23 protein-coding genes and 2 tRNA genes are annotated in these 22,791 nt (G+C 67.7%); 13 read left to right on the top strand and 12 right to left on the bottom strand.

The genetic code is table 11. The features are described 5' to 3' along the window. Nucleotides 1–52: 52 nt before the first annotated feature. Both Q0Z44_RS07135 and Q0Z44_RS07130 read left to right on the top strand, forming a co-directional pair. Entirely contained in the window at nt 53–931 is an 879-nt protein-coding gene (locus Q0Z44_RS07135) for a rhodanese-like domain-containing protein (protein WP_298011442.1), read from the top strand. Further along, complete coding sequence (locus Q0Z44_RS07130; RefSeq protein ID WP_298011441.1) at nt 928–1,857, top strand: pseudouridine synthase; 930 nt, start codon at nt 928–930, stop codon at nt 1,855–1,857. The genes Q0Z44_RS07135 and Q0Z44_RS07130 overlap by 4 nt, the downstream gene beginning before the upstream one ends. Before the next feature lie 7 nt (nt 1,858–1,864). On the opposite strand, the gene Q0Z44_RS07125 is transcribed toward Q0Z44_RS07130, so the two are convergent. Next, nucleotides 1,865–2,773 carry a DUF3365 domain-containing protein gene (locus Q0Z44_RS07125; RefSeq protein ID WP_298011439.1) on the bottom strand — a complete coding sequence of 303 codons (909 nt, stop codon included), beginning with the start codon at nt 2,771–2,773 and terminating at the stop codon, nt 1,865–1,867. Nucleotides 2,774–2,873: 100 nt separating this feature from the next. Further along, a complete protein-coding gene (asd, locus tag Q0Z44_RS07120) occupies nt 2,874–3,713 on the bottom strand; it encodes an archaetidylserine decarboxylase (RefSeq protein ID WP_298011437.1) in 840 nt (279 codons plus the stop codon). Nucleotides 3,714–3,893: 180 nt separating this feature from the next. On the opposite strand from asd, the gene Q0Z44_RS07115 reads away from it, so the two are divergent. The 4 genes from Q0Z44_RS07115 to Q0Z44_RS07100 all read left to right on the top strand — a co-directional run bounded on the left by Q0Z44_RS07115 (nt 3,894) and on the right by Q0Z44_RS07100 (nt 7,217). Continuing rightward, the gene (locus Q0Z44_RS07115; RefSeq protein WP_298011436.1) at nt 3,894–4,949 is read left to right on the top strand and encodes an ABC transporter substrate-binding protein; all 1,056 of its coding nucleotides are present in this window, start codon (nt 3,894–3,896) and stop codon (nt 4,947–4,949) included. Nucleotides 4,950–4,976: 27 nt separating this feature from the next. Beyond that, the gene (locus tag Q0Z44_RS07110) at nt 4,977–5,804 is read left to right on the top strand and encodes an ABC transporter ATP-binding protein (protein ID WP_298011435.1); all 828 of its coding nucleotides are present in this window, start codon (nt 4,977–4,979) and stop codon (nt 5,802–5,804) included. Then, nucleotides 5,801–6,574 (top strand): ABC transporter permease, encoded by a 774-nt coding sequence (locus Q0Z44_RS07105; protein WP_298011434.1) that lies wholly within the window; start codon nt 5,801–5,803, stop codon nt 6,572–6,574. Before Q0Z44_RS07110 ends, Q0Z44_RS07105 begins: the two co-directional genes overlap by 4 nt. A 94-nt stretch (nt 6,575–6,668) precedes the next feature. Beyond that, nucleotides 6,669–7,217 carry a nucleoside deaminase gene (locus Q0Z44_RS07100; protein ID WP_298011433.1) on the top strand — a complete coding sequence of 183 codons (549 nt, stop codon included), beginning with the start codon at nt 6,669–6,671 and terminating at the stop codon, nt 7,215–7,217. Here Q0Z44_RS07100 and Q0Z44_RS07095 read toward each other — a convergent pair. After that, nucleotides 7,210–7,593, bottom strand: a complete 384-nt coding sequence (locus tag Q0Z44_RS07095; RefSeq protein WP_109036072.1) for a hypothetical protein — start codon at nt 7,591–7,593, stop codon at nt 7,210–7,212. The two genes, Q0Z44_RS07100 and Q0Z44_RS07095, sit on opposite strands and share 8 nt — an antisense overlap. A 305-nt stretch (nt 7,594–7,898) precedes the next feature. Continuing rightward, on the bottom strand, nt 7,899–8,150 hold the full coding sequence (locus Q0Z44_RS07090) for a hypothetical protein (RefSeq protein WP_298011431.1): 252 nt from the start codon (nt 8,148–8,150) through the stop codon (nt 7,899–7,901). 109 nt (nt 8,151–8,259) lie between these two features. Between Q0Z44_RS07090 and Q0Z44_RS07085 the strand changes: the two genes are divergently transcribed. Continuing rightward, on the top strand, nt 8,260–8,661 hold the full coding sequence (locus Q0Z44_RS07085; protein ID WP_298011430.1) for a CopD family protein: 402 nt from the start codon (nt 8,260–8,262) through the stop codon (nt 8,659–8,661). A 33-nt stretch (nt 8,662–8,694) separates the two neighbouring features. Here Q0Z44_RS07085 and Q0Z44_RS07080 read toward each other — a convergent pair whose 3' ends face one another. Then, complete coding sequence (locus Q0Z44_RS07080; protein ID WP_298011429.1) at nt 8,695–9,177, bottom strand: DUF2231 domain-containing protein; 483 nt, start codon at nt 9,175–9,177, stop codon at nt 8,695–8,697. A 48-nt stretch (nt 9,178–9,225) separates the two neighbouring features. On the opposite strand from Q0Z44_RS07080, the gene coxB reads away from it, so the two are divergent. The 5 genes from coxB to Q0Z44_RS07055 are packed head-to-tail and all read left to right on the top strand — an operon-like array spanning nt 9,226 to nt 15,476. Then, complete coding sequence (gene coxB / locus Q0Z44_RS07075; protein ID WP_298011428.1) at nt 9,226–9,879, top strand: cytochrome c oxidase subunit II; 654 nt, start codon at nt 9,226–9,228, stop codon at nt 9,877–9,879. Beyond that, nucleotides 9,876–12,431, top strand: a complete 2,556-nt coding sequence (ctaD, locus tag Q0Z44_RS07070) for a cytochrome c oxidase subunit I (RefSeq protein ID WP_298011427.1) — start codon at nt 9,876–9,878, stop codon at nt 12,429–12,431. Before coxB ends, ctaD begins: the two co-directional genes overlap by 4 nt. Continuing rightward, nucleotides 12,428–12,778, top strand: a complete 351-nt coding sequence (locus Q0Z44_RS07065; protein WP_298011426.1) for a hypothetical protein — start codon at nt 12,428–12,430, stop codon at nt 12,776–12,778. Before ctaD ends, Q0Z44_RS07065 begins: the two co-directional genes overlap by 4 nt. Continuing rightward, a complete protein-coding gene (locus Q0Z44_RS07060) occupies nt 12,778–13,617 on the top strand; it encodes a cytochrome c oxidase assembly protein (protein ID WP_298011425.1) in 840 nt (279 codons plus the stop codon). Before Q0Z44_RS07065 ends, Q0Z44_RS07060 begins: the two co-directional genes overlap by 1 nt. Further along, nucleotides 13,614–15,476, top strand: coding sequence for a glycoside hydrolase family 15 protein (locus Q0Z44_RS07055; protein WP_298011424.1), 1,863 nt, complete (start codon nt 13,614–13,616; stop codon nt 15,474–15,476). Before Q0Z44_RS07060 ends, Q0Z44_RS07055 begins: the two co-directional genes overlap by 4 nt. 42 nt (nt 15,477–15,518) lie before the next feature. Here the strand turns inward: Q0Z44_RS07055 and Q0Z44_RS07050 are convergent. The 7 genes from Q0Z44_RS07050 to uvrC form a co-directional block, all read right to left on the bottom strand. Then, nucleotides 15,519–15,594, bottom strand: a tRNA-His gene (locus Q0Z44_RS07050). 42 nt (nt 15,595–15,636) lie between these two features. Further along, nucleotides 15,637–17,583, bottom strand: coding sequence for a SurA N-terminal domain-containing protein (locus tag Q0Z44_RS07045; protein WP_298011423.1), 1,947 nt, complete (start codon nt 17,581–17,583; stop codon nt 15,637–15,639). 78 nt (nt 17,584–17,661) lie between these two features. Beyond that, nucleotides 17,662–17,737: transfer RNA gene (locus tag Q0Z44_RS07040), tRNA-Val, on the bottom strand. A gap of 31 nt (nt 17,738–17,768) precedes the next feature. Continuing rightward, the gene (locus Q0Z44_RS07035; RefSeq protein ID WP_109035932.1) at nt 17,769–18,041 is read right to left on the bottom strand and encodes an HU family DNA-binding protein; all 273 of its coding nucleotides are present in this window, start codon (nt 18,039–18,041) and stop codon (nt 17,769–17,771) included. A 167-nt stretch (nt 18,042–18,208) separates the two neighbouring features. Continuing rightward, the gene (pgsA, locus tag Q0Z44_RS07030) at nt 18,209–18,778 is read right to left on the bottom strand and encodes a CDP-diacylglycerol--glycerol-3-phosphate 3-phosphatidyltransferase (protein WP_298011422.1); all 570 of its coding nucleotides are present in this window, start codon (nt 18,776–18,778) and stop codon (nt 18,209–18,211) included. Between the two features lie 31 nt (nt 18,779–18,809). Continuing rightward, complete coding sequence (locus tag Q0Z44_RS07025; protein WP_298011421.1) at nt 18,810–19,049, bottom strand: hypothetical protein; 240 nt, start codon at nt 19,047–19,049, stop codon at nt 18,810–18,812. A 283-nt stretch (nt 19,050–19,332) separates the two neighbouring features. After that, nucleotides 19,333–21,474 carry an excinuclease ABC subunit UvrC gene (gene uvrC, locus Q0Z44_RS07020; RefSeq protein ID WP_298011420.1) on the bottom strand — a complete coding sequence of 714 codons (2,142 nt, stop codon included), beginning with the start codon at nt 21,472–21,474 and terminating at the stop codon, nt 19,333–19,335. 62 nt (nt 21,475–21,536) lie between these two features. On the opposite strand from uvrC, the gene earP reads away from it, so the two are divergent. Further along, nucleotides 21,537–22,682 (top strand): elongation factor P maturation arginine rhamnosyltransferase EarP, encoded by a 1,146-nt coding sequence (gene earP, locus Q0Z44_RS07015; RefSeq protein ID WP_298011419.1) that lies wholly within the window; start codon nt 21,537–21,539, stop codon nt 22,680–22,682. Nucleotides 22,683–22,791 lie beyond the last annotated feature (109 nt).

The following is a 22,791-nucleotide window of genomic DNA, read 5'->3' as shown; positions in this document are numbered from 1 at the left end:
CGTAGTCCGAACGTACTCCGGTGAAACGGACAAACCTTGCGACAATCGCGTGATGCCTGCTCCAGCCGACAACGCCCTGGTCCACACCTCGTTCTACCGATTCGTGCCGCTTGCCGATCCGGACGCGGTGGTGGCCGTGTTGCGCGAACTCGTTCAGCCGTTGACAGGCAGCGTGCTGGTGGCCGAAGAAGGCATCAGCGGCGCATTGGCAGGCCCGGTCGATGCGGTGGCCGCCTTCGAGCAGGCCGTGCAGCACGACACCCGTCTGGCGTCGGCGTTTCTCGGCATGCCGTTCAAGCACAGCGCCTGCCGCACCCGGCCGTTCTGGAAGGTGCGTGTGCAGCGCAAGAAGGAAATCGTGGCGCTCAATCTGCCCGGAGTGACCGGCGCGGTGCCCGATCGCGCCTCCGGTCAGCCCCTGACGCCCGAAGCGTGGCGCGAGCTGATCGCGCGCGACGATGTCGTGGTGCTGGACAACCGCAACAGCTTCGAATACCGCCTCGGCCATTTCCAGGGCGCGGTCGACCCCTGCGTCGGCAACTTCCGCGACTTCCCGGCCTATGTGGCCGCGCACGCCGCACAGTGGCAGGCCGAAGGCCGCAAGGTGGCGATGTACTGCACCGGCGGCATCCGCTGTGAGAAAACCAGTGCCTGGATGCAGCAGTTCGGCCTGGACGTCTACCAGCTCGACGGTGGCGTCCTCAACTACTTCCAGCAACTGCCCGATGCCGACCGCGACTGGCAGGGCGAGTGCTTCGTGTTCGACAACCGCGTGGCGGTCGACACCCGCTTGCAGGAGACCGACACCACGGTCGACCAGGTCTACGACGACAGCCCGGACGAGGCGTGGCGACTGGAGCGGGCCCGCCGGCTGGAATCGGCCGAGCCCAAGCGACCAGGCCCTGTGCCCGCCAAGGACGATCCGGCATGAGTCGTCCGACTCGCCCCGCCCTCCCCACCCGGGATGGCGTGAGCGCCAGCTGCGTGGCCCTGCCCGCCGGAGCCTGGCTCACCGTGCTCGACTTTCTGTGCGAGCGCATCCCGGCCGTGTCACGCGCCGACTGGCACACCCGCATGGCTCAGGGCGATGTGGTGGACGCGCACGGAGAGCCCGTCTCGCCCAATGCGCCCTACCGCGCCCAGACGCGCCTGTATTACTGGCGCCAGCTCGCCTTCGAGCATCCGATTCCATTCGAAGAACGCGTCGTCTTTCAGGATGCCCACCTCGTGGTGGCCGACAAGCCGCACTTTCTGCCGGTGACGCCGAAGGGCCGCTACGTGCAGCAGACGCTGCTGGTGCGGCTCAAGCGCCGGCTGGGCATCGACACGCTGGTGCCCATGCACCGCCTGGACCGCGAAACCGCCGGTCTGGTGATGTTCACAGTGCAGCCCGCCACACGCCACGCCTACCAGTCGCTGTTCCGCGACCGCCTGGTGCACAAGGTGTACGAAGCGATTGCCGCCCACCGGCCCGATATGACGTTCCCATTGACGCGGCACAGCCGGCTGGTCGAAAGCGAGCGCTTCATGGCGATGCAGGAGGTGCCCGGCGAACCCAACGCCGAAACCCGCATCGAGTGCCTCGAGACGCACGCCGGTCGCGCGCGCTATCGCCTGCTGCCCACCACTGGGCAGAAGCACCAGCTCCGCGCCCACATGAATGCGCTGGGCCTGCCCATCCAGGGCGACCGCATCTACCCCGAGCTTCAACCGGACCTGGCCGACGGCGAGACCCCGGACTACCGCCACCCGCTGCAGCTGCTGGCTCGCACACTGAGCTTCACCGACCCGGTCACTGGCCAGGCGCGCCACTTCGAGAGCACGCTGCGGCTCGACTGGCCCACGAAGGGCGCCTGAACAGGGCTCAAGCGGCTCGATCCGGTCCCCGGAACAGGCCGCCCAGCCCCACGCCCAGCAACCCTAGCGCCGACAACGCCGCCACAGCCAGGGCCGCCATCGACACGGGCGACAGACTCTCTGTGACGACGGTCTGAACGGCGGGCAGCGGCACCGTCACGCTGATCACGCCCACCGGCTGCCCGGCCTTGTAGCCAAAACCACCACCGCCATTGAACTGCTGGTTGGTGCGGATGAACTCGGGCGCACTGCCGGGGGCGTCGTGGCATTTCAGGCAACTGGCCTGGGCCATCACGGCACGGGCATACAACAGCCGCCCAGCCTCCACGCGCCAGTATTCCAGCGGCGCCGGCTGGCGGCCGCCCGGCACACGCTGGGGTGTGGCCAGCGCCGCTGCCTGGGCAGGTGGCAGCTTGGCGAAAGCCGCCTGCACCGCCTGGATGGCCTCGCGCTCGAAGGCGTTCGGCGCGTTGTTGCGGTTCAATACCGAGCCGGCCGTGAGCCGGTACTGCGAGCGGCTGCCGCTTGCAGCCAGCACGTCGGCCACTTCGCGCTGCACCAGGGCGGGGTTCTTCCAGTGATAGGCCTCGACGCGCTCCATCGCCTGCCGCTCGCTGAGCCGATCCTCGGTCTTGCTGCCCTGCAGCACGTCCGAATCGCCCTGCGACACGGCATAGACCGATCGGGTCAAAAACGTGCCGGGCAGGCTCGCGTTCGCGCCCTGCGTGCGAGCATGCACGCCACCGTACTGCGACGCCCATCGCCCGACGTTCTCGGCCATGTCGGCCACCGTGCGGCCCTCATTGACCGTTCGGGTCAGGATCAGGCTTTCGGCGGCCTGCCAGCCTCCCAGGGCCAGCGAGCCCGACAGCAGGGCGGCAAAGCCCAGCACCATCACACCAGAAGAACGTCGCACTGCAAATACCTCTGTACAAACGAGGTGCCCCTGCAGCTGAAGCACCCAGGTCACCGGGCCCATGCCCGGAGGGAAGCGGCCTGCGCCGCGAAAACCTTGATCAGGCCACCATGGGCTCGCCCATGCGGATCGGCTGCCCCGGCACCCAGTGCGGGTTGAAAGCCAGCTCGCCCTTGGGGAACAGCATCACCACGGTCGAGCCCAGCAGGAAGCGGCCCATCTCCTCGCCCTTGCGCAGCACGATCTGCTGGTCGGCGTAGTGCCATTCACGCACCTTGCCGGAACGCGGCGGGTTCACCACGCCATGCCACACGGTGGCCATGCTGCCCACCACGGTGGCGCCCACCAGGGTCAGCACGAACGGGCCGTGCTCGCCTTCAAACACGCACACCACGCGTTCGTTGCGGGCAAACAGCCCCGGCACGCCGCGCGCGGTGGCCGGGTTCACTGAGAACAGCTCGCCCGGCACGTAGATCATGCGGGTCAGGCGGCCATCACACGGCATGTGGATGCGGTGGTAGTCCTTGGGGCTGAGGTACAGGGTGGCGAAGTGCCCGCCCTCGAACTGCGCGGCCAGCGCACGGTCGCCGCCCACCAGCGCCGTGGTGGAGTAGCTGTGGCCCTTGGCCTGGAAGATCTGGTCTCGGTCGATGGGGCCGCACTGACTCACGGCGCCGTCCACCGGGCAAACCAGCCGGGTGGCGGCAATCGGGCGCGCGCCGGGCTTCAGCGGGCGAGTGAAGAATTCGTTGAAGCTGGCGTAGCTGCTCAGCTCAGGCTGTGCGGCCTCGGCCATGTTGACCCCGTAGCGGCCGGCAAACCAGCGAATGAAGGCCGTGGTGAGCGCCCCTCCCTGGGCCGAAGCCCCCCAGCCAGCCAGGCGAGTCAACGCCACCTTGGGCAGGATGTACTGGGACAAGACAAAAAGACGATCAGACACCACGGATTCCAGTCGATGAAACCGGCCGATTTTATCGGTTGGCTCTGCCGGCGCGGGATGTCCACGTCCCCGTCCGCCCCCATTTCCAGGGTGCCACCACCGCCAATCGGACCGACACCGCTGGCACGCTTCTCGCAAACATGAACTGTATACAGTTTTGCCACCCTGGAGCCCCTGCCCATGACCGCGATTTCGCGCCCTCGCCGCACCCTGCTGTCCACCTTGGCCGCTGCCACCGCCCTCACCTGGGGCGCCCTGGGCACCACGGCGGTGCACGCCCAGACCGCCATCAAGTTCCAGCTCGACTGGCGCTTTGAAGGCCCCGCCGCCCTGTTCCTTCAGCCAGCGGCGAAAGGCCACTTCAAGCAGGCGGGGCTCGACGTGGCCATCGACGCTGGCAACGGCTCGGGCGGCACCGTGACCCGGGTGGCCTCGGGCTCGTATGACATGGGCTTAGCCGACATGGCGGCCCTGATGGAGTTCCACGCCAACAACCCGGACGTGCCGAACAAGCCGGTCGCGGTCATGATGGTCTACAACAACACGCCGGCCGCCGCCTTTGCGCTGAAGAAGTCCGGCATCAAGACACCGGCCGATCTGGCGGGCAAGAAGTTGGGCGCGCCGGTATTCGATTCGGGTCGCAAGTCGTGGCCCATCTTTGCCAAGGCCAACAAGCTGGGGGCGGTGACGTGGATCACCATGGATCCGCCACTGCGCGAGACGATGCTGGTGCGTGGTGACGTCGATGCGATCACCGGCTTCTCGTTCACATCACTGCTGAACCTGGAGGCCCGGGGCGCCAAGGCAGACGAGATCGTGATGTTTCCGTATTCACAGCACGGGGTGAAGCTGTACGGCAACGCCATCATCGCGTCGGCACGGATCCTCAAGGAGAACCCAGAAGCCGTGAAGGCCTTCCTGAGGGCCTTTGCCAAGGGTGCCAGGGAGGTGATGGCCAACCCGGATGCTGCCATCGATGCCGTGAAGGCCCGCGACGGCATCATCAACGTCGAGCTGGAGAAGCGCCGTCTGAAGCTGGCCATCGAGCAGGTGGTCAACAGTCCGGACGCGCGCGCCGAAGGTTTCGGCCAGGTCAGGCTGCCGCGCCTGGCGCTGATGGCCTCGCAGGTGGGCGACGCCTTCAACACCAAGACCCGCGTGAACCCCGAGGCCGTCTGGACTTCTGCCTACCTGCCTGCCGCGGCCGACCTCAACGTGCTGCCTGCCAAGAAGTGATGAATCGCGCGCACCCGAAGGACCAAGATGACCGCCTTTGTTGAGTTCGAGAACGTCTGGCTGGCCTACAACGACGAACTGCTGGCGAAGAAGCAATTCGCCGTCGAGGACATCAGCCTGCAGATCAGGAAGGGCGAGTTCGTCGCCATCGTCGGGCCTTCGGGTTGCGGCAAGTCGACCTTCATGAAGCTGACCACGGGCCTGAAGATGCCCTCGCGGGGTCGCATCACGATTGGCGGCGAGCCCGTGACGGGGCCGCTGAAGATCACCGGCATGGCGTTTCAGGCGCCGTCGCTGCTGCCCTGGCGCACCACGGTCGACAACGTGCTGCTGCCGCTGGAAATCGTCGAGCCCTATCGCTCTAACTTCAAGGCCAAGCGCAAGGAGTACGAGGCGAAGGCTCGCGCGCTGCTGCAAAGCGTCGGTCTGGGGGGCTACGAGGACAAGTTTCCGTGGCAGCTTTCCGGTGGCATGCAGCAACGCGCCTCGATCTGCCGCGCGCTGATCCACGAGCCGCAGATGCTGCTGCTCGACGAACCATTCGGCGCGCTCGACGCCTTCACGCGGGAAGAACTGTGGTGTGCCCTGCGCGACCTGCAGGCAGAGCAGGGATTCAACGTCATTCTGGTGACGCATGACCTGCGCGAGGCAGTCTTCCTGGCCGACACGGTCTACGTGATGAGCCGCAGCCCGGGACGCATCCTGGCGCGCCGGGAGATCGAGCTGCCGCGGCCGCGTGATCTGGAAGTCACGTACACGCCCGAGTTCACCCACATCGTGCACGAACTGCGCGCGCACATCGGCGCCCTGCGCAAGCCGGCCACCATCCAGACCACCGTGGAGATCGCGCAATGAGCGTTTCATCCAGGCAAATGGAGCGCTGGGCCCCCTGGGCCTTGCTGCTGTTCGTCATCGCCCTGTGGCAGGTGCTGTGTACCGCCCTTGACGTGTCGGAGTTCATCTTTCCAAGCCCCGCCCGCATCGCCGCACAAATCGCAGAGTTCCACAGCGAGCTGCTGCGTCACGCCTGGCACACCTTCTGGGTGACGATGGTGGGCTTTGCCATTGCGATCGTGGTCGGCGTCCTGCTCGGCTTTCTGATCGGCAGCTCGCGGCTGGCCTACGCGGCGGTCTACCCGCTGATGACGGCCTTCAACGCCCTGCCCAAGGCCGCCTTCATCCCGATCCTCGTGGTGTGGTTCGGCATTGGCGTGGGCCCGGCCGTGCTCACAGCCTTCCTCATCAGCTTCTTCCCGATCATGGTGAACATCGCCACCGGCCTGGCCACGCTGGAGCCGGAACTGGAAGACGTGTTGCGCGTGCTCGGCGCGCGCCGCTGGGACGTGCTGATCAAAGTGGGCCTGCCACGCTCCATGCCTTACTTCTACGGCTCACTGAAGGTCGCCATCACGCTGGCCTTCGTCGGCACGACGGTGTCCGAGATGACGGCCGCCAACGAAGGCATCGGCTACCTGTTGATCAGCGCCGGCTCGGCCATGCAGATGGGCCTGGCCTTCGGCGGCCTGGTCATTGTGGGCGCCATGGCGATGATCATGTACGAGGTGTTCTCGGTGGTGGAAAAGCGCACCACCGGCTGGGCCCATCGCGGGAGTCAGAATCACTGAGTGAGCCCGCAAGGCGTGGCCACCCTGGCCCTCGACCTACAACGGCCAGATTCCCGGACTGCAGACTGCACGATCCTGACACCTGAACCGACCCATGCGTGTGACCTCGCCCCGCTACCCCTCCCTGCCTCTGCTGAGCGAGGCACAGATCATCTCGCTGCTGCGCCGCGCCAACGCGGTGGCCGAACGCGCACGCAGTCTCGGCCGCCACCCGTTCGGCGCCATTCTGGTGGGGCCCGACGGCCACACGGTGCTGGCCGAGCAAGGCAACGTCGACACGGTGAACCATGCCGAATCGGTGCTGGCGCGCACCGCGGCCCTGAACTACAGCCCCGAGGTGCTGTGGCAGTGCACCCTCGTCACCACGGCCGAGCCGTGTGCCATGTGCGCCGCCACCCAGTACTGGGCCAACATCGGGCGCGTGGTGTACGGCATGACGGAGCACCGCCTTCTCGAGCTCACGGGCGACGCCAGCGAAAACCCGACCATGAACCTGCCCTGTCGGGAGGTGTTCGCCCGGGGGCAGAAGCCGATCGAGGTCATCGGCCCCGTGGCCGCCATGGAAGAGGACATTGCAGCGCTGCACCGCGGCTTCTGGCGTGGGGCGCACGGGGTCGGCCTGACCGCCCCCTCGTTCACTTGAGCGCCGCGCGCGCCTTGGCCATCACGGCCGCGGTGGCTGCCTGGTCGGGCGGACCGCTGATGAAATCACCCAGGCACCCCGAACCGGCGCACACCAGGTACTGAGGCTTGTCGCCACACTTCCACGCGGCCCACATCTCAAGCGGCATCAGGCTGACCGACTTCACGAAGCCCGTCCCCGTGCCGCCGAACTGGGACGGAATGCAGTTGAAAGCCGAGCCAACCTCGCTGACGTGGCACTGCTTTGCCTCGCCTGGCGCCGGATCGCCACCCAGGGTGGCCGCATCGCAGACATAGGTGCCCGTGGCCGCCACCGAGGCGCTGCGCCACTTGCCCGGCACGCCGTACCAGACGAACTGGCCGGCCTTGGCCGCCACCCGTCCGCCTTCAGGAACCTGCGCCCCCACAGGAGTGGCCCAGACACCGACTCCCAACGCAAGAGCCCAACACGCAAGCCGCATCTCCCGCTCCTTGTGCACCACGACGCAGCATCTTTGGCAACCTCCGTGCCCGCCACCGCGCCGGGGCTTATGACTGCACGTCCCATCGACCGTGACGAATCCTCACCGATCCCGTTTCACAATGCGACCGACTGCAGGCCGATGTAAGAGAGCTCATCGCTTGCAACCCCGTGTGGCGTTTTGTACCGACGCCCGTCAGCCTTGCGCGTACAGCGCGCTTTTCATTGGTGCGCGACCAGCCACGACTTCCCGGCAGCCAGCGCGGAGGTCGGCGAGCCGAACCCTGCGCCCACCGGAATTTCGCCATCCCAGGCGGTCTGGGGCGGATCGCCATCGATGGCCACCGCCTCCACCGACACGGACCACGTTCCCGAGTCGCTGTGGCGCTTGGCCGTCACCAGATAGCTGCACCCACTCACATCCACCGTCTCGTCCACCTGGCTCGGGTTGAGCTGTTCGCATGCGCTTCCCATGATCACCTCCGTGCGTCAAAGGGCACGGGACCATAGTGCGCATTCAGCGTGCCCACCGACAGCGGCCTTTCCCTAGCCTGCGGGCACGCGCCTTGCCGCCCAGCCGTCCATGCTCTGGTTGAAAACACTGCACCTCGCCACGCTGGTGTGTTGGTGCGGCGCGCTGTTGTGCGTCGTCGCTGCGCTCGGGCGCACAGGCGGCCATGTGGATGCGCGCGAAACCGCCGCCCCTCAGCGGACCCTGTTCCTGCTCATGGCCACGCCCGCCGCGCTCCTGGCCATTGCCACGGGCACGGGCCTGTTTGCCTTGGTGAGCGGCACGCCCGCCTGGCTGGCTGCCAAGCTGTTCGCCGTCACGGTGCTCGCGGCGTGTCACCTGCTCGCCGGGTGGGCTCTGCACCGCGAAGAGCACGGCGAGCCCCTGCCCTCATCGCCGCATCTCGGTTTGTCTGCCGCCACGGCATCGGCCATGCTCGGCACGCTGTGGCTCGTGCTGGCCAAACCTGTTTAAGGCCGCGCGATGAGGGAGCGACGCCGTGCCACGCTACCTCGCCGTCACCACGCCCACCGCCTGCTCGTAGACCAGCCGGCCGCCCAGCAGGCTCGCCAGACCCACCAGAAACGCCGCCAACGCGCTGAGCGCCACGGTGATCCACACCGGCTCGCCGGACGGTGCGGCCTGCAGCCGCCAGAACCAGCTGAGCGTCGCCACGGACAGCATCATCACCGCCGCCACGCCGTGGCACGCCGCCACCAGCATTCTCCGGATGCGCCCCACCAGCACCCAGTCGGCCGTGCCCACCACCGCCGCAAACCAGCCACCCCAGGCCCCCACCCCGGCCAGCCACAGGGCCGCGCGCTGCCAGAACACATCGGCCGTCCACCAATGCGCGGCGTCAGCGCCCAGCACAGCCAGCAGCATCGCCACCGGAAAGTGCACCACCATGGGATGCAGCGGGTGGCCCGCCAACCGCACATGGCTGTGGATCGGGTCGATCACCGTCGTCCTGCGTCTGCGTGCTGCCATCGGGCGTCTCCGCTAGTCCTGATTCTGGCCACGATGCCGCTGGCCGGCTTGAGCGCCTGTGCCGGGCCGCAGTCCATCCTCGACCCCGCCGGCCCCGCGGCCCGCACGATCGCCGCGCTCTGGTGGGGCATGCTGGCCTACGGCGCCGTTGCGCTCGCGGTGGTGGCGGCATTGTGGTGTCACGGCCTGCGTCGCCGCCCGGCGCCCCCGGATGACTCCCCCCGGCCCGTCTGGGCCTCGCGGTGGCTGCTGGTCGGCGGCGTGCTCTGGCCCACCCTCAGCATCGCGGTCCTGCTGGCATTCGGCATGCCCGCCGGCCATGGCATCCAGGCCCTGCCCCTGCCAGCCGGCGCACCGCGCATCGCGGTCGACGTGCACGCCAGGCGGTGGACATGGCTGGTGCACTATGCAGGCCGCACCACCCCGCTGGTCAACGAATTGCGCATGCCGGCCGGTGTGCCGGTGGACGTCCGCGTGCACGCCGACGACGTGATCCACAGCTTCTGGGTGCCACGCCTGCAGGGCAAGGTCGACGCCATCCCGGGCCGCGTGAACGTGCTGCGCCTGCAAGCAGACACCCCGGGCGTGCACCGCGGGCAGTGTGCCGAGTTCTGCGGCACCGGCCACGCGCACATGGTGCTGAACGTCATCGTGATGCCCCCCGCCGACTTTGCCCGCTGGATGAAGGAGCCGGCGCCATGAGCCCCGAGTCGGTCGACAGCGGGCCAGGCCGCGACCCTGAGGTCCTGCACGCCGAAATGGAAGCCGTCTGGGGCAACCCGACCGGCTGGCGTGCGGTGTCCGTCGTCAACCACAGCACCATCGGGCTGCGCTTCATGGGGACGGGGGCGGTGTTCTTCGTGGTCGGTGGGCTGCTGGCCATGCTGGTGCGCGCGCAGCTCGCACGCCCGGGCGCCACGGTGATGGACGCCAGCGCCTACAACCAGGCCTTCACCATGCACGGCAGCGTGATGATGTTCCTGTTCGCCGTGCCGGTGCTGCAAGGGCTGGCGTCCTACCTGATGCCGAAGATGCTGGGCGCGCGCGACCTCGTCTTCCCCCGGCTCAGCGCGCTCGGCTACTGGGCCTATCTGTTCGGCGGCGTGATCCTGTTGTCCAGCCTGGTCTGGGCGGTGGCACCGGACACCGGATGGTTCATGTACGTGCCGCTCAGCAGTCGCCCCTACAGCCCAGGGCCCAACGCCGACTTCTGGCTGCTGGGCATCACCTTTGTCGAGATCGCCACCATGGCCTCGGCCATCGAAATGGTGGTGTCCATCCTGCGTACCCGCGCGCGCGGCATGACGCTGCCCCGCATGCCCATCTTCGCCTGGTACATGCTGGTGACCTCGCTGATGATCATCGCCGGCTTCCCGCCGCTCATCCTGGGCAGCATCCTGCTGGAACTCGAACGCTCGGCCGGCTGGGCCTTCTTCGATGTCGCGCGCGGCGGTGATCCCATCCTGTGGCAACACCTCTTCTGGCTCTTCGGCCACCCAGAGGTCTACATCATCTTCTTGCCCGCGGCGGGCATCGTCTCCACCATCCTGCCGGCACACGTGCGCCACCCGCTTGTCGGCTACACCTGGTCGGTCATTGCCGTCATCACCACGGGCTTCATCAGCTTCGGCCTGTGGGTGCACCACATGTTCACCATCGGCCTGCCGCATCTGGCGCAGGCCTTTTTCTCTGCGGCCAGCATGCTGGTGGCGGTGCCCACCGGCATCCAGGTCTTTGCCTGGCTGGCCACCCTGTGGGCCGGGCGCCCCCAGCGCACGGTGCCCATGCTGTGGCTCACCGGCTTCCTGCTGATCTTCGTGGCCGGCGGCCTGACGGGCGTCATGCTCGCGCTCGTCCCGTTCGACTGGCAGGTGCACGACACCCACTTTGTCGTCGCCCACATGCATTACGTGCTCGTGGGCGGCATGCTGTTTCCGCTGGTGGCCGGGCTGTACCACTGGCTGCCTTTGTTCAGCGGCCGCATGCCGTCAGAGCGCTTCGCACGCTGGGCCTTCTGGGTCACCTTCATCGGGTTCAACGGCACCTTCCTCATCATGCACTGGACAGGCCTGCTCGGCATGCCGCGCCGGGTCTACACCTACGAAGCCGGGCTGGGCTGGGATCTGCCCAACCTCGTGTCGTCGGTCTTCAGCTTCGTCATGGCCTTTGGTGTGGCCATGGTGTTCATGGACCTCTTCCTGTCGGTGCGGCACGGTCGGCGCGCCAGCCCCAACCCCTGGCAGGCCGATACGCTGGAATGGGCCGGCGAGATGCCGCCCCGCGCCTACAACTTTGCCAGCCTGCCCACGGTCACCAGCCGCCACCCGTTGTGGGATGAACCGGACCTGCCAGAGCGCATGCGGCAGGGACGGTTCGCCCTGCCCCGCGCTGATCATGGCCGGCGCGAAACCCTTGGCAGCGACCCCACCGTGGGCAACACGCGCGAGGTGATCCATCTGCCAGGCAACAGCTTTCTGCCGCTGCTGCTGGGGCTGGCCCTGGGTTGGGTGTGCGCGGCCCTGCTTGCGAACGCGTATGGGGTGGCAGCCCTGGGTACTGGGGCGGCGGCCAGTGTGGCACTGCGTTGGTCATGGGTGAATGGCGCCCACCCGGGGGCCGCGGCCGAAGCCGACGGCTTGCCTGAAGGCCTGCCGCTGCACTCGCGCACCGCCGACGGGCCGGGCCTGTGGGGCATGGGGATGACGCTGCTGGCTGATGGCGCCCTTTATGCGTCGCTGCTGTTCGGGTGGCTGTACCTCTGGACAGTGTCGCCCGCCGCAGCCAGTGCGCCCCTGCCGACTCCGCTGCTGGCCCGGCTGACACCGACCGGCCTGGCTCTGGGCGCGACGGCGCTGACCACGGCCGCGGTCGGGCTGGCACTCATGCGACGAGCCAGTCAGCGACTCCAGCGCGGGCACGATGCGGGGCTTGTGCCGCAGACGCTGGGCGCCGGCCTGCTGGGCCTCCTGTCTGTGGCGTGCCTGGCCGCCCTGCTCCGCGTGGTGCCGCTGGCGCCGCAACAGCACGCGCACGACGCCATCGTCTGCACGCTGTTCGCTTTCCAACTGCTGCATGGCCTGATTGGCTCGGTCGCCAGCCTGCTGCAGGCCTGGCGTGTGGGCCACCGCTACGTCGGCCCGCACGCCCCCTACGAGCCGCTCGTGGTGACCCAGTGGTGGGGCTTCGCCGCGGCGACCCTGTGGGTCACCGCCGGCGTGGTGCTCGGGTTGCCCGCCCTGTGGAGCGCGCCATGAGCCGGCTGCTGCACCCGACGCATCCCTTGCAACTGGCCTGGGGTCTGCTGCTGTGGAGTGTGTGGTTCGTGCTCATCTACGTCGTCCAGGCGCTCAGCTGTGTGTCACCCGCACCGCACGCTGCCGCTCACCCCACCGCCGTCAACACCGCCCTGCTCATGATCGGCGTCGGGTTCACTGCGGTGATGGTGTGGATGATGTGGCGGTGTCTGCGCGCGAGCCGGCAGGCCGCGCTGCCGCCCACGGGTCGCTTCATCGCGCTAACCGCGGCCGTGTTGCATGGCACGGCCACGTTCTCCACGTTGTTTGTCGCGCTGCCGTTGTGGCGCCTGCCACCATGCCTGTGATGCTCGATACAGGCTGCCCCGGATGCAGGTTGTTCCTGCGCGGGTCACTGACCGCCTTGCTGCTGCTGGGCCTGAGCGGAGCCCAGGCCCACACACCAGTCGGCCTGGCCGGCCAGCAGGTATGGCCCGTGTGGCTCAGCTGGGGGCTCTACCTTACCGCCTGGTGGCTGTACCTGCTCGGAGCCCTGCGCGTGCGGCCAGACCGCCGCAGCCGCGCGGCCTTCCACAGCGGCATGCTGGTCTGCGGATTGGCGCTGTTCGGTCCCGTTGACGAGGCCGCAGCCCACAGCACCGCCATGCACATGCTCCAGCACATGCTCCTGATTGCGATGGTGGCACCGTGGATGGTGGTGGCCCGGCCGCTGGTGCAATGGCGCGCCGCACTGGGCCCGCGCCTCGACCCGTGGACCCGTCCGATGGTGGGCAGCTTGCGGTATCCGCTGGCCTGGGCGCTGGCGCACGGGGCGACGCTCTGGGTATGGCACATGCCGCGGCCCTACATGGCGGCTCTGCAGCATGAGGCCTTGCATGCGATTGAGCACGCCAGCTTCCTCTTGAGCGCCTGGGGCTTCTGGTGGGCGGTGCTGCGCGCCCCGCCACCTGTGCGGGCCGCCGCCATGCTGTCGCTGTGGCTCACCCTCATGCACACCGGCTTTCTGGGTGCGGTGCTCGTCTTCGCACCGCGCCCCCTCTACTTCCCTGAATCCCGGACGCTTGACGACCAGCAGCTGGCGGGGCTGCTGATGTGGGCACCAGGCGGCCTGACCTACGTGCTGGCAGCGGTGTGGTGTGCGCGTCGCTGGCTGGCGTCCACCCGACCGCGAAAGGCTCCCGCATGACCGCTTCAGCTTCCCTGCAGGGCTACCCGGCCATTGCCTCCTACGGCTTCCTCAGCGATTGCTCCGCCAGTGCCCTCGTCAGCCTGGACGGTGCGGTGGACTGGTGCTGCCTGCCCCGCATGTCGGACGACCCGAGCTTCGGACGCCTGCTGGACTGGCAACGCGGCGGACACTGCCTGCTTGCGCCGGATCCTGCACGGGTGACGCGCATCGAGCGCGACTACGAACCAGACACCCTGGTGCTGCGCACGCACTACGCCACGGAGACCGGTGAGGTCACCCTGCAGGACTGCCTTGAGGTCCCTTCGGCGCGCTCGCCCAGGCGACCACACCGGCTTGCGCGCCGACTGACTTGTGAACATGGCGAGGTCGACTGCCTGGTCGAGGTGGCCCCTCGCTTCGATTTTGGCGAGATCCTCCCGTCCATCGACCGCCGGGAGGCTGCGTCCGGATGCCTGTACGCCGCCTATGGAAGCAACAAGGGTTTGATGATCTGCTGCGACGCCCCACTGGTGTGGTGTAAGGAGCGCAAGCAGTTGCACGCACGGGTACGCCTCGTTGCAGGACAGTCCGTGCGACTCAGCCTGCGCTTTGTCGACCCGGCAGAGCTGATGCGGAACGCGGGCGGGCGCCGCGATCGGCCTGCCGACGTGGACCTCGCCCTGCGCCGCACGCTGTCGTGGTGGCGGAGTTGGGCGCACCACACGAGTGGCCTCGCACAAACGGACCCCCAGACCCGCCGCTCTGCATTCATCCTCAAGGGTCTGACGGACGAGCGCTCCGGCGCGATGGCTGCGGCCGCCACCACCTCGCTGCCGGAGTCGCCAGGTGGCGAACGCAACTGGGACTACCGCTACAGCTGGGTGCGCGACACCGCCCTCGCCGTACGTGCGCTACACCTGCTGGGCTTCGAGCGCGAGGCGGGGCAGTTCAATGCCTTCACCGAGCGCAGTGCCGCAGGTAGCGCCGCCCAGTTGCAGGTCATGTACGGCCTGGATGGCAAGCGCCGTCTGAGCGAGGTCAGCCTCGATTGGCTGGAGGGCTACCGCGGCGCCCGCCCTGTTCGCGTAGGCAACCTGGCCGCCCGGCAGATCCAGCACGACATCTACGGCAGCCTGCTGGAAGTGGCGGCCGTCTGGCACGACGCGCAGCGTCCCATTCCGCCAGGCTATTGGGAGTTTCTGGTCAGCGTCGTGGACCTCGCTTGCACACGCTGGACCGAGCCCGACCACGGGATCTGGGAGTTCCGCGATCAACCGATGCATGGCGTGCACTCGAAGGTCATGTGCTGGGTGGCGGTGGACCGCGGCCTGCAGCTGGCCCGCCGCCATCAACTGCCGGCCCCGCTGCCACGCTGGGAGAAGACCGCCCTGGACATGCGCGAAGAGATTGACCGCCTGGGCTACGACCCCGTGGCGGGAACTTATGTGCAGGTGTACGGCGAACCCCACCTCGACGCGGCCTTGCTGCTGCTGCCGCATTTTGGCTACATCGACGCCCGCGACCCTCGCATGGTGCGCACCACCGACGCCATCTGCAGCCGGCTGATGCGTCGTGGCCTGCTGTTGCGCTACGACCGGGGGGATGGGATCAACGAACGCGAGGGCGCCTTTCTGCCATGCACCTTCTGGCTGGCCGAGTGCCTGGCCCTGCAGGGCCGCTGGGCAGAAGCCCATGCGTGCTACAAGCGCGCGCTGGAATGCGCCAACGACCTCGGCCTGTTTTCAGAAGAGTTTGCCGTGGACGGAGAAGCCGGCATGCTGGGCAATTTCCCTCAGGCGCTCACGCACCTGGCGCAGATCACGGCAAAGCTCGCCCTGGAAGACATGGAGAACGGCGCCAAAACAAAAAGCGCCTGATTTCCGGAGAAACCAGGCGCTTGACGCGTCTTCAGAATTCGGTGGGGTGGCTGATGGGACTCGAACCCACGACAACCAGAATCACAATCTGGGACTCTACCAACTGAGCTACAGCCACCGTTGAGCGAAGACTTAGAGTATATCTCGATTTCGCGGCAAGTTACGACGGTGTGTCGGTTTTTTGCTGCTCGGCCGACTTGTTGCTGCCGTCCATCACCTTCTTGCCCTCGTTCAGGTATTCCACCTTGTACTGGCGCTTGAGGGCGCGGTAGTAGGCATCGGCTTCAGCGCGGCCCCAGTAGTTACCGAACTGCGCCTCGGTCTCCTGCAACTCTTGCGGCGACACCTGTGGCGGCACGGCCTTGATCACCTTCAGCAGCGCGACGCCATCCGCGCCCAGGTCCACCACCTTCCAGGCAGGCAGCTGCGATTCGGGCACGCGCAGCGCAGCGTCCATGACAGCAGGCGGCTGGTTGAAGACCGTGCGACGCGAGATCTGCACCGAGGCAGGCATCTGCGCCTGGTCGGGCGCCTTGCTCCAGGCAGCCAGCTTGCGGTCGGCGTCGGCGCGCGCGGCCTTGCGGGCTTCGGCAGCCACCCAGCGCTCGCGCAGCTGGGCTTCCACCGCCTCGTAGGGCAGTCGGGCGGCCGGGCTGTACTTCACGATGCGGGCCGACACCAGCTTGCTCGGGCCGACTTCCACTGCTTCGGTGTTGCGCCCTTTCTCGCGATTGGCCGGGTCGAACAGCGCCTCCAGCAGACGCGGGTTGGACAGCACGCCCTGGTCCTTGGCGCCCGGCACGCGCAGCACATCGCTCATCGACTGCACCGAGAGCTTCAACTCACTGGCCACCGGCTTCAGCGAATCCGATTGTTCGTACACCGCGTTGGTGAACTTCTCGGCCGCTTCGGCATACAGGCGCTGGGCCAGTTGCTTGCGCGCGTCGTCTTCCAGCTGTGCGCGCACTTCTTCGAAGGGCTTGGCCTGGCCACCGCGCACCGCAGTGAGCTTGATGATGTGGAAACCGAATTCACTTTCCACCAGATCGCTGATCTCGCCGGTCTTCAGCTTGAAGACCGCTTCGTCGAACGGCTTGACCATGGCGCCACGGCCGAAAAAGTCCAGATCGCCACCATTGGCGGCAGATCCCTCGTCGCTCGAGTTCGCACGGGCCAGCTCACCGAAACCGGCCGGGTTCTTGCGCACCTGGGCGAGCAGGCCCTCGGCCTTGGTGCGGGCGGCCTTCTTTTGCTCTGCGGTGGCCTTCGGGTCGACGCTGATCAGGATGTGGCTGGCACGACGCTCTTCCGGCGTGCTGAAGCGGCTCGCGTTTTCCTGGTAGGCACGACGCAGATCGTCTTCACTGACGGACACCTGCGACTTCAGGCTGTCCAGATCCAGCACCACGTACTGCACGTCGGCCTTCTCGGGGGCCATCAGCCAGCCAGCGTTGGTGGGGTCGTTGTAGAAGGCCTTGAGCTGGTCGGCCGTGGGGCTCAGGCTCGCGGCGTAGGCCTTGGGCTCGAACTTCATCCACTGGACTTCACGCACCTGGAACAGCGCCTCGACCGCATGGCGGTTCGACACCTTCGACGTCTGGCCCGTGTTCTGCACGCCCGACAGCACCTGACTGAGGGTGAGCTCCTGGCGCAGCAGGCCGACGAATTGGTTGGCCGTCATGCCGCGTGCTTCCAGCATCGCCTTGTTCAGCGTGCCGTCCGGGTTGCGCAGGTTGGCGAACTGCGGATCGGTGCTGAACAGACGTTGCACGCGCGCGTCGGCCGCGGTCAGGTGCTGGTCGTTCGCAGCGGCGGCCAGCACGTACTGGCGCACCAGCGCTTCCAGCGAGCGCTGTTTGAACTGCGGCGTGTCAAACAGTCGCGCATCGGCGTCGGGCTGCTCCGCGCGGGCGCGCTCGACGGCATTGCGGTGCGCGTTGTCCCACTCGGCCTGAGGCACCTTCTGGCTGCCCACCTTGGCGACCGTGTCGGCCTGGTCGGAGAACTGCGAATAGCCCTGGATACCGAATACCACGAAGGAGGGAAGGATCAGCACCAGAAGCAGAAGCTGCAGGATGCGGGTGTTATTGCGAACGAAATCGAACATGTCGTAGGACCGGTCTCGCCAGTCGGGTCGCAGACAACACAAAGGCGAACCAAGGTTCGCCTTCTGGATGCCCATCGGTGGTGGGTGCTGAGGGGCTCGAACCCCCGACCTACGCCTTGTAAGGGCGCCGCTCTACCAACTGAGCTAAGCACCCGATGAACTGTGGAAGGCGCTAGTCTAGCTGATTAATTCAGGTGGTCTTTGAGGGCCTTGCCGGGGCGGAATTTCGGGATGCGGGCCTTCTTGATCTTGATGGCGTCGCCCGTTCGCGGGTTGCGCCCCTCACGGGCGGCTCGGGTGCTGACGCTGAAGGTGCCGAAGCCCACCAGCGTCACCGCGTTGCCTTTCTTCAGCGAGCTGCACACCCCGCCAATGAGGGCCTCCAGAGCCCGACCGGCTGCGGCCTTGGAAATGTCGGCCTGCTCGGCGATGTGCTCGATCAACTCTGCCTTGTTCACGGATACGCCCCCCATCCAGATGTGCACGCAGCCACACGCATCAAGGCAGCGTCGGCCGAAAAAGATTCTATGCCGGTGTGGGGTGGCGGGCCGCTTGTCCGGGACGCGGACAAGCTCGCTTGACAGACGGGCTTTGACCCCGCGCAAACGGCCTGGCGGCGCCGGGGTCAGCGCGACTTGGCGCGGATGTCCGGAAGCGCCTTCTTCAGGTAGTACACCATCGACCAGATGGTGAGCGCGGCCGCGATGTAGATCAGCCAAGTACCCAGTTCACGCGCGTGGAACATGCCGCCCGGCAAAGGGCCGTCGAGCAGCAAGAGGACAATGGCGCCCATCTGGGCGGCCGTCTTCAGCTTGCCCACCATGTGCACCGCCACGCTGCGCGACGCACCGATCTGGGCCATCCACTCGCGCAAGGCCGAGATGGCAATCTCGCGGCCGATGATGACGAGCGAGATCAGGGCGTTGACCCGGCCCAGTTCCAGCAGGATCAGCAGCGAGGCGCAGACGAGGAACTTGTCGGCCACCGGGTCGAGGAAGGCGCCGAACGCCGAGGTCTGGTTCAGGCGACGGGCCAGCCAGCCATCGGCCCAGTCGGTCAGCGCCACAACGACAAACAGGACGCTGGCCAGGAGGTTCATCTCGGCCAGGGGCAAAGGCAGGTGGTACACGCCCACGATCAGCGGAATCGCGACGATCCGCGCCCAGGTGAGCAAGGTGGGCAATGTCCAGAACATGGGATGCCATTGTGCCCGTGATCCGGGTGGATCACCGACGGTCCAGCGTCATGGGCTTGAACTTGCGCTCGGCGTTGAACAGAAAGGTCTCGTTGAACTTCCAGGGGCGCGGCAGCTTGGACACGTCGCCGAAGGGCGCTGCCCGGCGCACGGCATCCTTGGCCAGCTCCACGGTGTCGCGCGCCTGCCCGGGGTAGCGCATCACCTCGATGTGCCGGATGCGCCCGTCGGCATGCAGCTCGATGGTGAGCACCGGGATGGCAAGCAGCACGTCCGGCGCCGCGCCTGTGTAAGTCAGGCCGGGGTTCGCCGCAACCAAGCGCTGGGCCGCCTGGAGGCGGGCGGCTTCCCAGCTGCGGGGAGTGTTCGGCGGCGGCAGGACCACAACGCGGCTGCCCGGCGTCGCGGGGGCCCGTTCGCCCGCCCTGGCCGGCCCGGGAGCCGACGGCGACGGCTCGGTGGGCAACGGAGCACGCTGCGCGCAGCCTCCCAGCAAGAGCGCCAAGGCGAGCAGCGCCGCCCCAACCCGTGCCGCCCGCCCGGCCCCCCTGGGTTCAGCGCAGGGCACGGTAGATCTCCTCGGCCAGGTCTCTCGAAATCCCGTCGACGGTGGCCAACTCTTCCACACTTGCCGCCGCGACGCCGCGCACGCCGCCAAATCGCTGCAGCAACCGGGCACGCCGCTTCGGTCCCACGCCGGGAATGTCTTCCAGCTTGCTGCCGCCCGTGCGCACGCTGGCGCGGCGGGCCCGCATGCCGGTGATGGCAAAGCGGTGTGCCTCGTCGCGGATCTGCGCCACGAGCATCAGTGCAGCGGAAGTGGGCGCCAGGGCCAGCTTGGGGCGACCGTCGGCAAACACGAGCTCTTCCAGGCCCACCTTGCGGCCCTCGCCCTTCTCTACGCCCACGATGATGGACAGCGGCAAGCCCAGCGTCTGGAACACCTCGCGAGCCATGGCAACCTGGCCCTTGCCGCCGTCGATCAGCACGATGTCGGGCACGCGGGCCGCCTTGGTGCCCGTCGCGCTGTAGCGGCGCTCCAGCGTCTGCTTCATCGCCGCGTAATCGTCGCCCGGCGTGATGCCCGTGATGTTGTAGCGGCGGTACTGGCCTGATTGCATCTTGTGGCCCTCGTAGACCACGCACGAGGCCTGAGTGGCTTCGCCGGCGGTGTGCGAGATGTCGAAACACTCGATGCGCAGCGTGGCCAGGGGGTCGTGCCGTGGTGATCCGCGCGCGGTGCTGTCCGCATGGCTCGCCTCACCCGTGACGGTGCCGGTCGGGCTGGCGTTGTCCGTGTCGTCGCTGCCCGCGGCCCCGCCCTGACCGGCCGCCGTGTCGTCGGCTTCCTTCTGCGCGCCATCCAGGCCAGCCTCACGGGCATCCAGGTCGAGATCGAGGTTGAGCGCCTCGACCAGCGCGCGGGTGCGGGCCTGCTGCGAGCCCTCTTCGGACAACAGGCGGGCGAGCGACAGCTCGGCGCCCTTGATGGCCATCTCGAGCCACACGCGGCGCTGCTCGCGCGGCTGGTGGATGACCGTCACCTTGCGTCCGCCCTGCTCTCCCAGTGCCTCGATCAGCGCGGGGTTCACGGGGTGGCTCAGCACGAGCAGGGCCGGCACGCTGCCGCCCAGGTAGTGCTGAGCCAGAAAGGCTTCGAGCACATTCACTTCGCTGGCGTGCTGCAGGGCCTCGGCCGAGGCCTCCAGTGCCACCGCCTCCGCATCGGCCTCGTCCAGCGTCATCACGGCATCCTGCACATGCACCGGGAAGTGCGCGCGGTCGCCCAGGTGGCGGCCGCCGCGCACCATGGCCAGGTTCACACAGGCGCGCCCACCGGCCACCTTGACGGCCAGCACGTCGACATCCTTGTCCATCACCGTGTCCACCGACTGCTGGTGCAGCACGCGCGACAACGCGCCGATCTGGTCGCGCACGCCAGCGGCCTGCTCGTACTCCATGCGCTCGGCGTGCGCCATCATCTTCGCCTGCAGGTCATCGAGAACGGCCTCGGGCTCGCCCAGCAGAAAGCGCTCGGCCTGCCCCACGGCCGAGCGGTAGTCCTCTTCCGACACGAGGTCCACACACGGCCCGCTGCACCGCTTGATCTGGTAGAGCAGGCAGGGTCGGGTGCGGTGGCTGTAGACCGCGTCCTCACACGTACGGATCTGGAAGACCTTCTGCAGCAGCTGGATGGTTTCCTTGACGGCCCAGGCGTTGGGGAATGGGCCGAAATAGCGGTGCTTTCGATCGACGGCGCCACGGTAATACGCCATGCGCGGGAATGCGTGCGTGGCGATCTTCAAGTATGGGTAACTCTTGTCGTCGCGGAACAGGATGTTGAACCGCGGGTTGAGCGTCTTGATGAGGTTGTTTTCCAGCAGCAGGGCCTCGGCCTCGCTGCGCACCACGGTGGTCTCCATGCGCACGATGCGCGACACCATGTGGCCGATGCGGCTGCCGCCGTGGTTCTTGTGGAAGTAGCTCGAGACGCGCTTCTTCAGGTCGCGGGCCTTGCCGACGTACAGCACGTCCCCCCGTGCATCGAAGTAGCGGTACACGCCGGGCAGGCCCGGCAGCGTGCTCACCTCGGCCAGCAACCTCGCCCAAATCTGTTCTCGGTCTTCGACGGGGGCAGATTCAGGCTGACCCGACAGGTCATCAGGCGGGATCGGAACGTCTTGCGGCTCGCTCATGGGGCGGCATTGTCCCCGACCCGGCGCCCCGCCGTCAGCCGCACTTGCCATAATCCGCCCCCATGCTGTGGGACGTGTTCTGTCAGGTCATCGACAACTTCGGCGACATCGGTGTGTGCTGGCGGCTCACGCGCGACCTCGCGGCCCGCGGTCACACCGTGCGCCTCTGGGTGGACGACGCCTCGGCCCTGCAGTGGATGGCACCCGATGTGCGCTGGGCCACGCGAGGCGTTCACCGGGTTGGCACGCTGGGCGCCATCACGGTGCACCCGTGGTCGGCAGCCACCGTGGCGGACGACGTACCCGAGCCCGGTGACGTCGTGATCGAGGCCTTCGGCTGCAACCCGCCGGAGGCCTTCCTGGCGCGCATGGCGCGCCCCGCACCGCCCAGGTGGATCAACCTCGAGTACCTGAGCGCCGAAGACTACGTGGAGCGCAGCCACGGCCTGCAGTCGCCTGTGTGGTCGGGCCCGGCGGCGGGACTGGTGAAGCACTTCTTCTATCCGGGATTCGCTGCGCGCACAGGCGGCCTGCTGCGCGAGCCGGGGCTGATCGCCGCGCAGGATGCGATCCGTGAGGACGCGGCCCTCAGCGCGGCCACGCTGACCGACCTGCGGATACCGCACCAGCCGGGCGAACGCCTGGCCTCGGTGTTCTGTTACGCGCACGCCCCGCTGGCCTCCTGGCTCGACGCCCTGGCCGCCGAGCCGGTGCCGACACGGGTGCTCCTGACGCCCGGACACGCCACCCGACTGGGCGAAGCGTGGGCACACGCCCGGACGGCGGCCGGCACACCGCCTGCGCCCCACCTGCACCTCACGCCCCTGGCGGCACTCAGCCAGCCGGACTTCGACCGGCTGCTGGCGTGTTGCGACCTGAACCTGGTGCGCGGGGAGGACTCTGCCGTCCGTGCGCTGTGGGCCGGCCGCCCGCATGTCTGGCACATCTACGAGCAGGACGACGGCGTGCATGCAGCCAAGCTCGACGCCTTCATGGCACGCTGGATGGCTTGCTGGCCTGCGCCGCTGGCTCGCGACGTGTCCGCCTGGTGGCGAGCCTGGAATGGGCTGGCCCCCTGGCCGGACGCCCTGCCCGCCTGGCCAGACCCGACCGGCTGGGGAGCGGCCACGCTGCACGCCCGCGCTGCGTTGCAAGCGGAACCAGACCTTGTCACACAGCTGATCGCTTTTGTCACGCGCTCAGGCTAAAATATCAGGCTTTGCTTCTGGCGGAAAGCGCGTGGGCGCGCGTTTCGTGAAGGCCAGCGGCCCAAGAACCGCGGTTTCGGCCACGCGCACCGTGCTGCCGGCCGGCACC

The sequence above is a fragment of the uncultured Aquabacterium sp. genome (assembly GCF_947366995.1).
GTDB lineage: Bacteria > Pseudomonadota > Gammaproteobacteria > Burkholderiales > Burkholderiaceae_C > Aquabacterium.
Note: the sequence above shows the minus strand (reverse complement) of the source record. Positions and strands in the feature narration are given on the sequence as shown.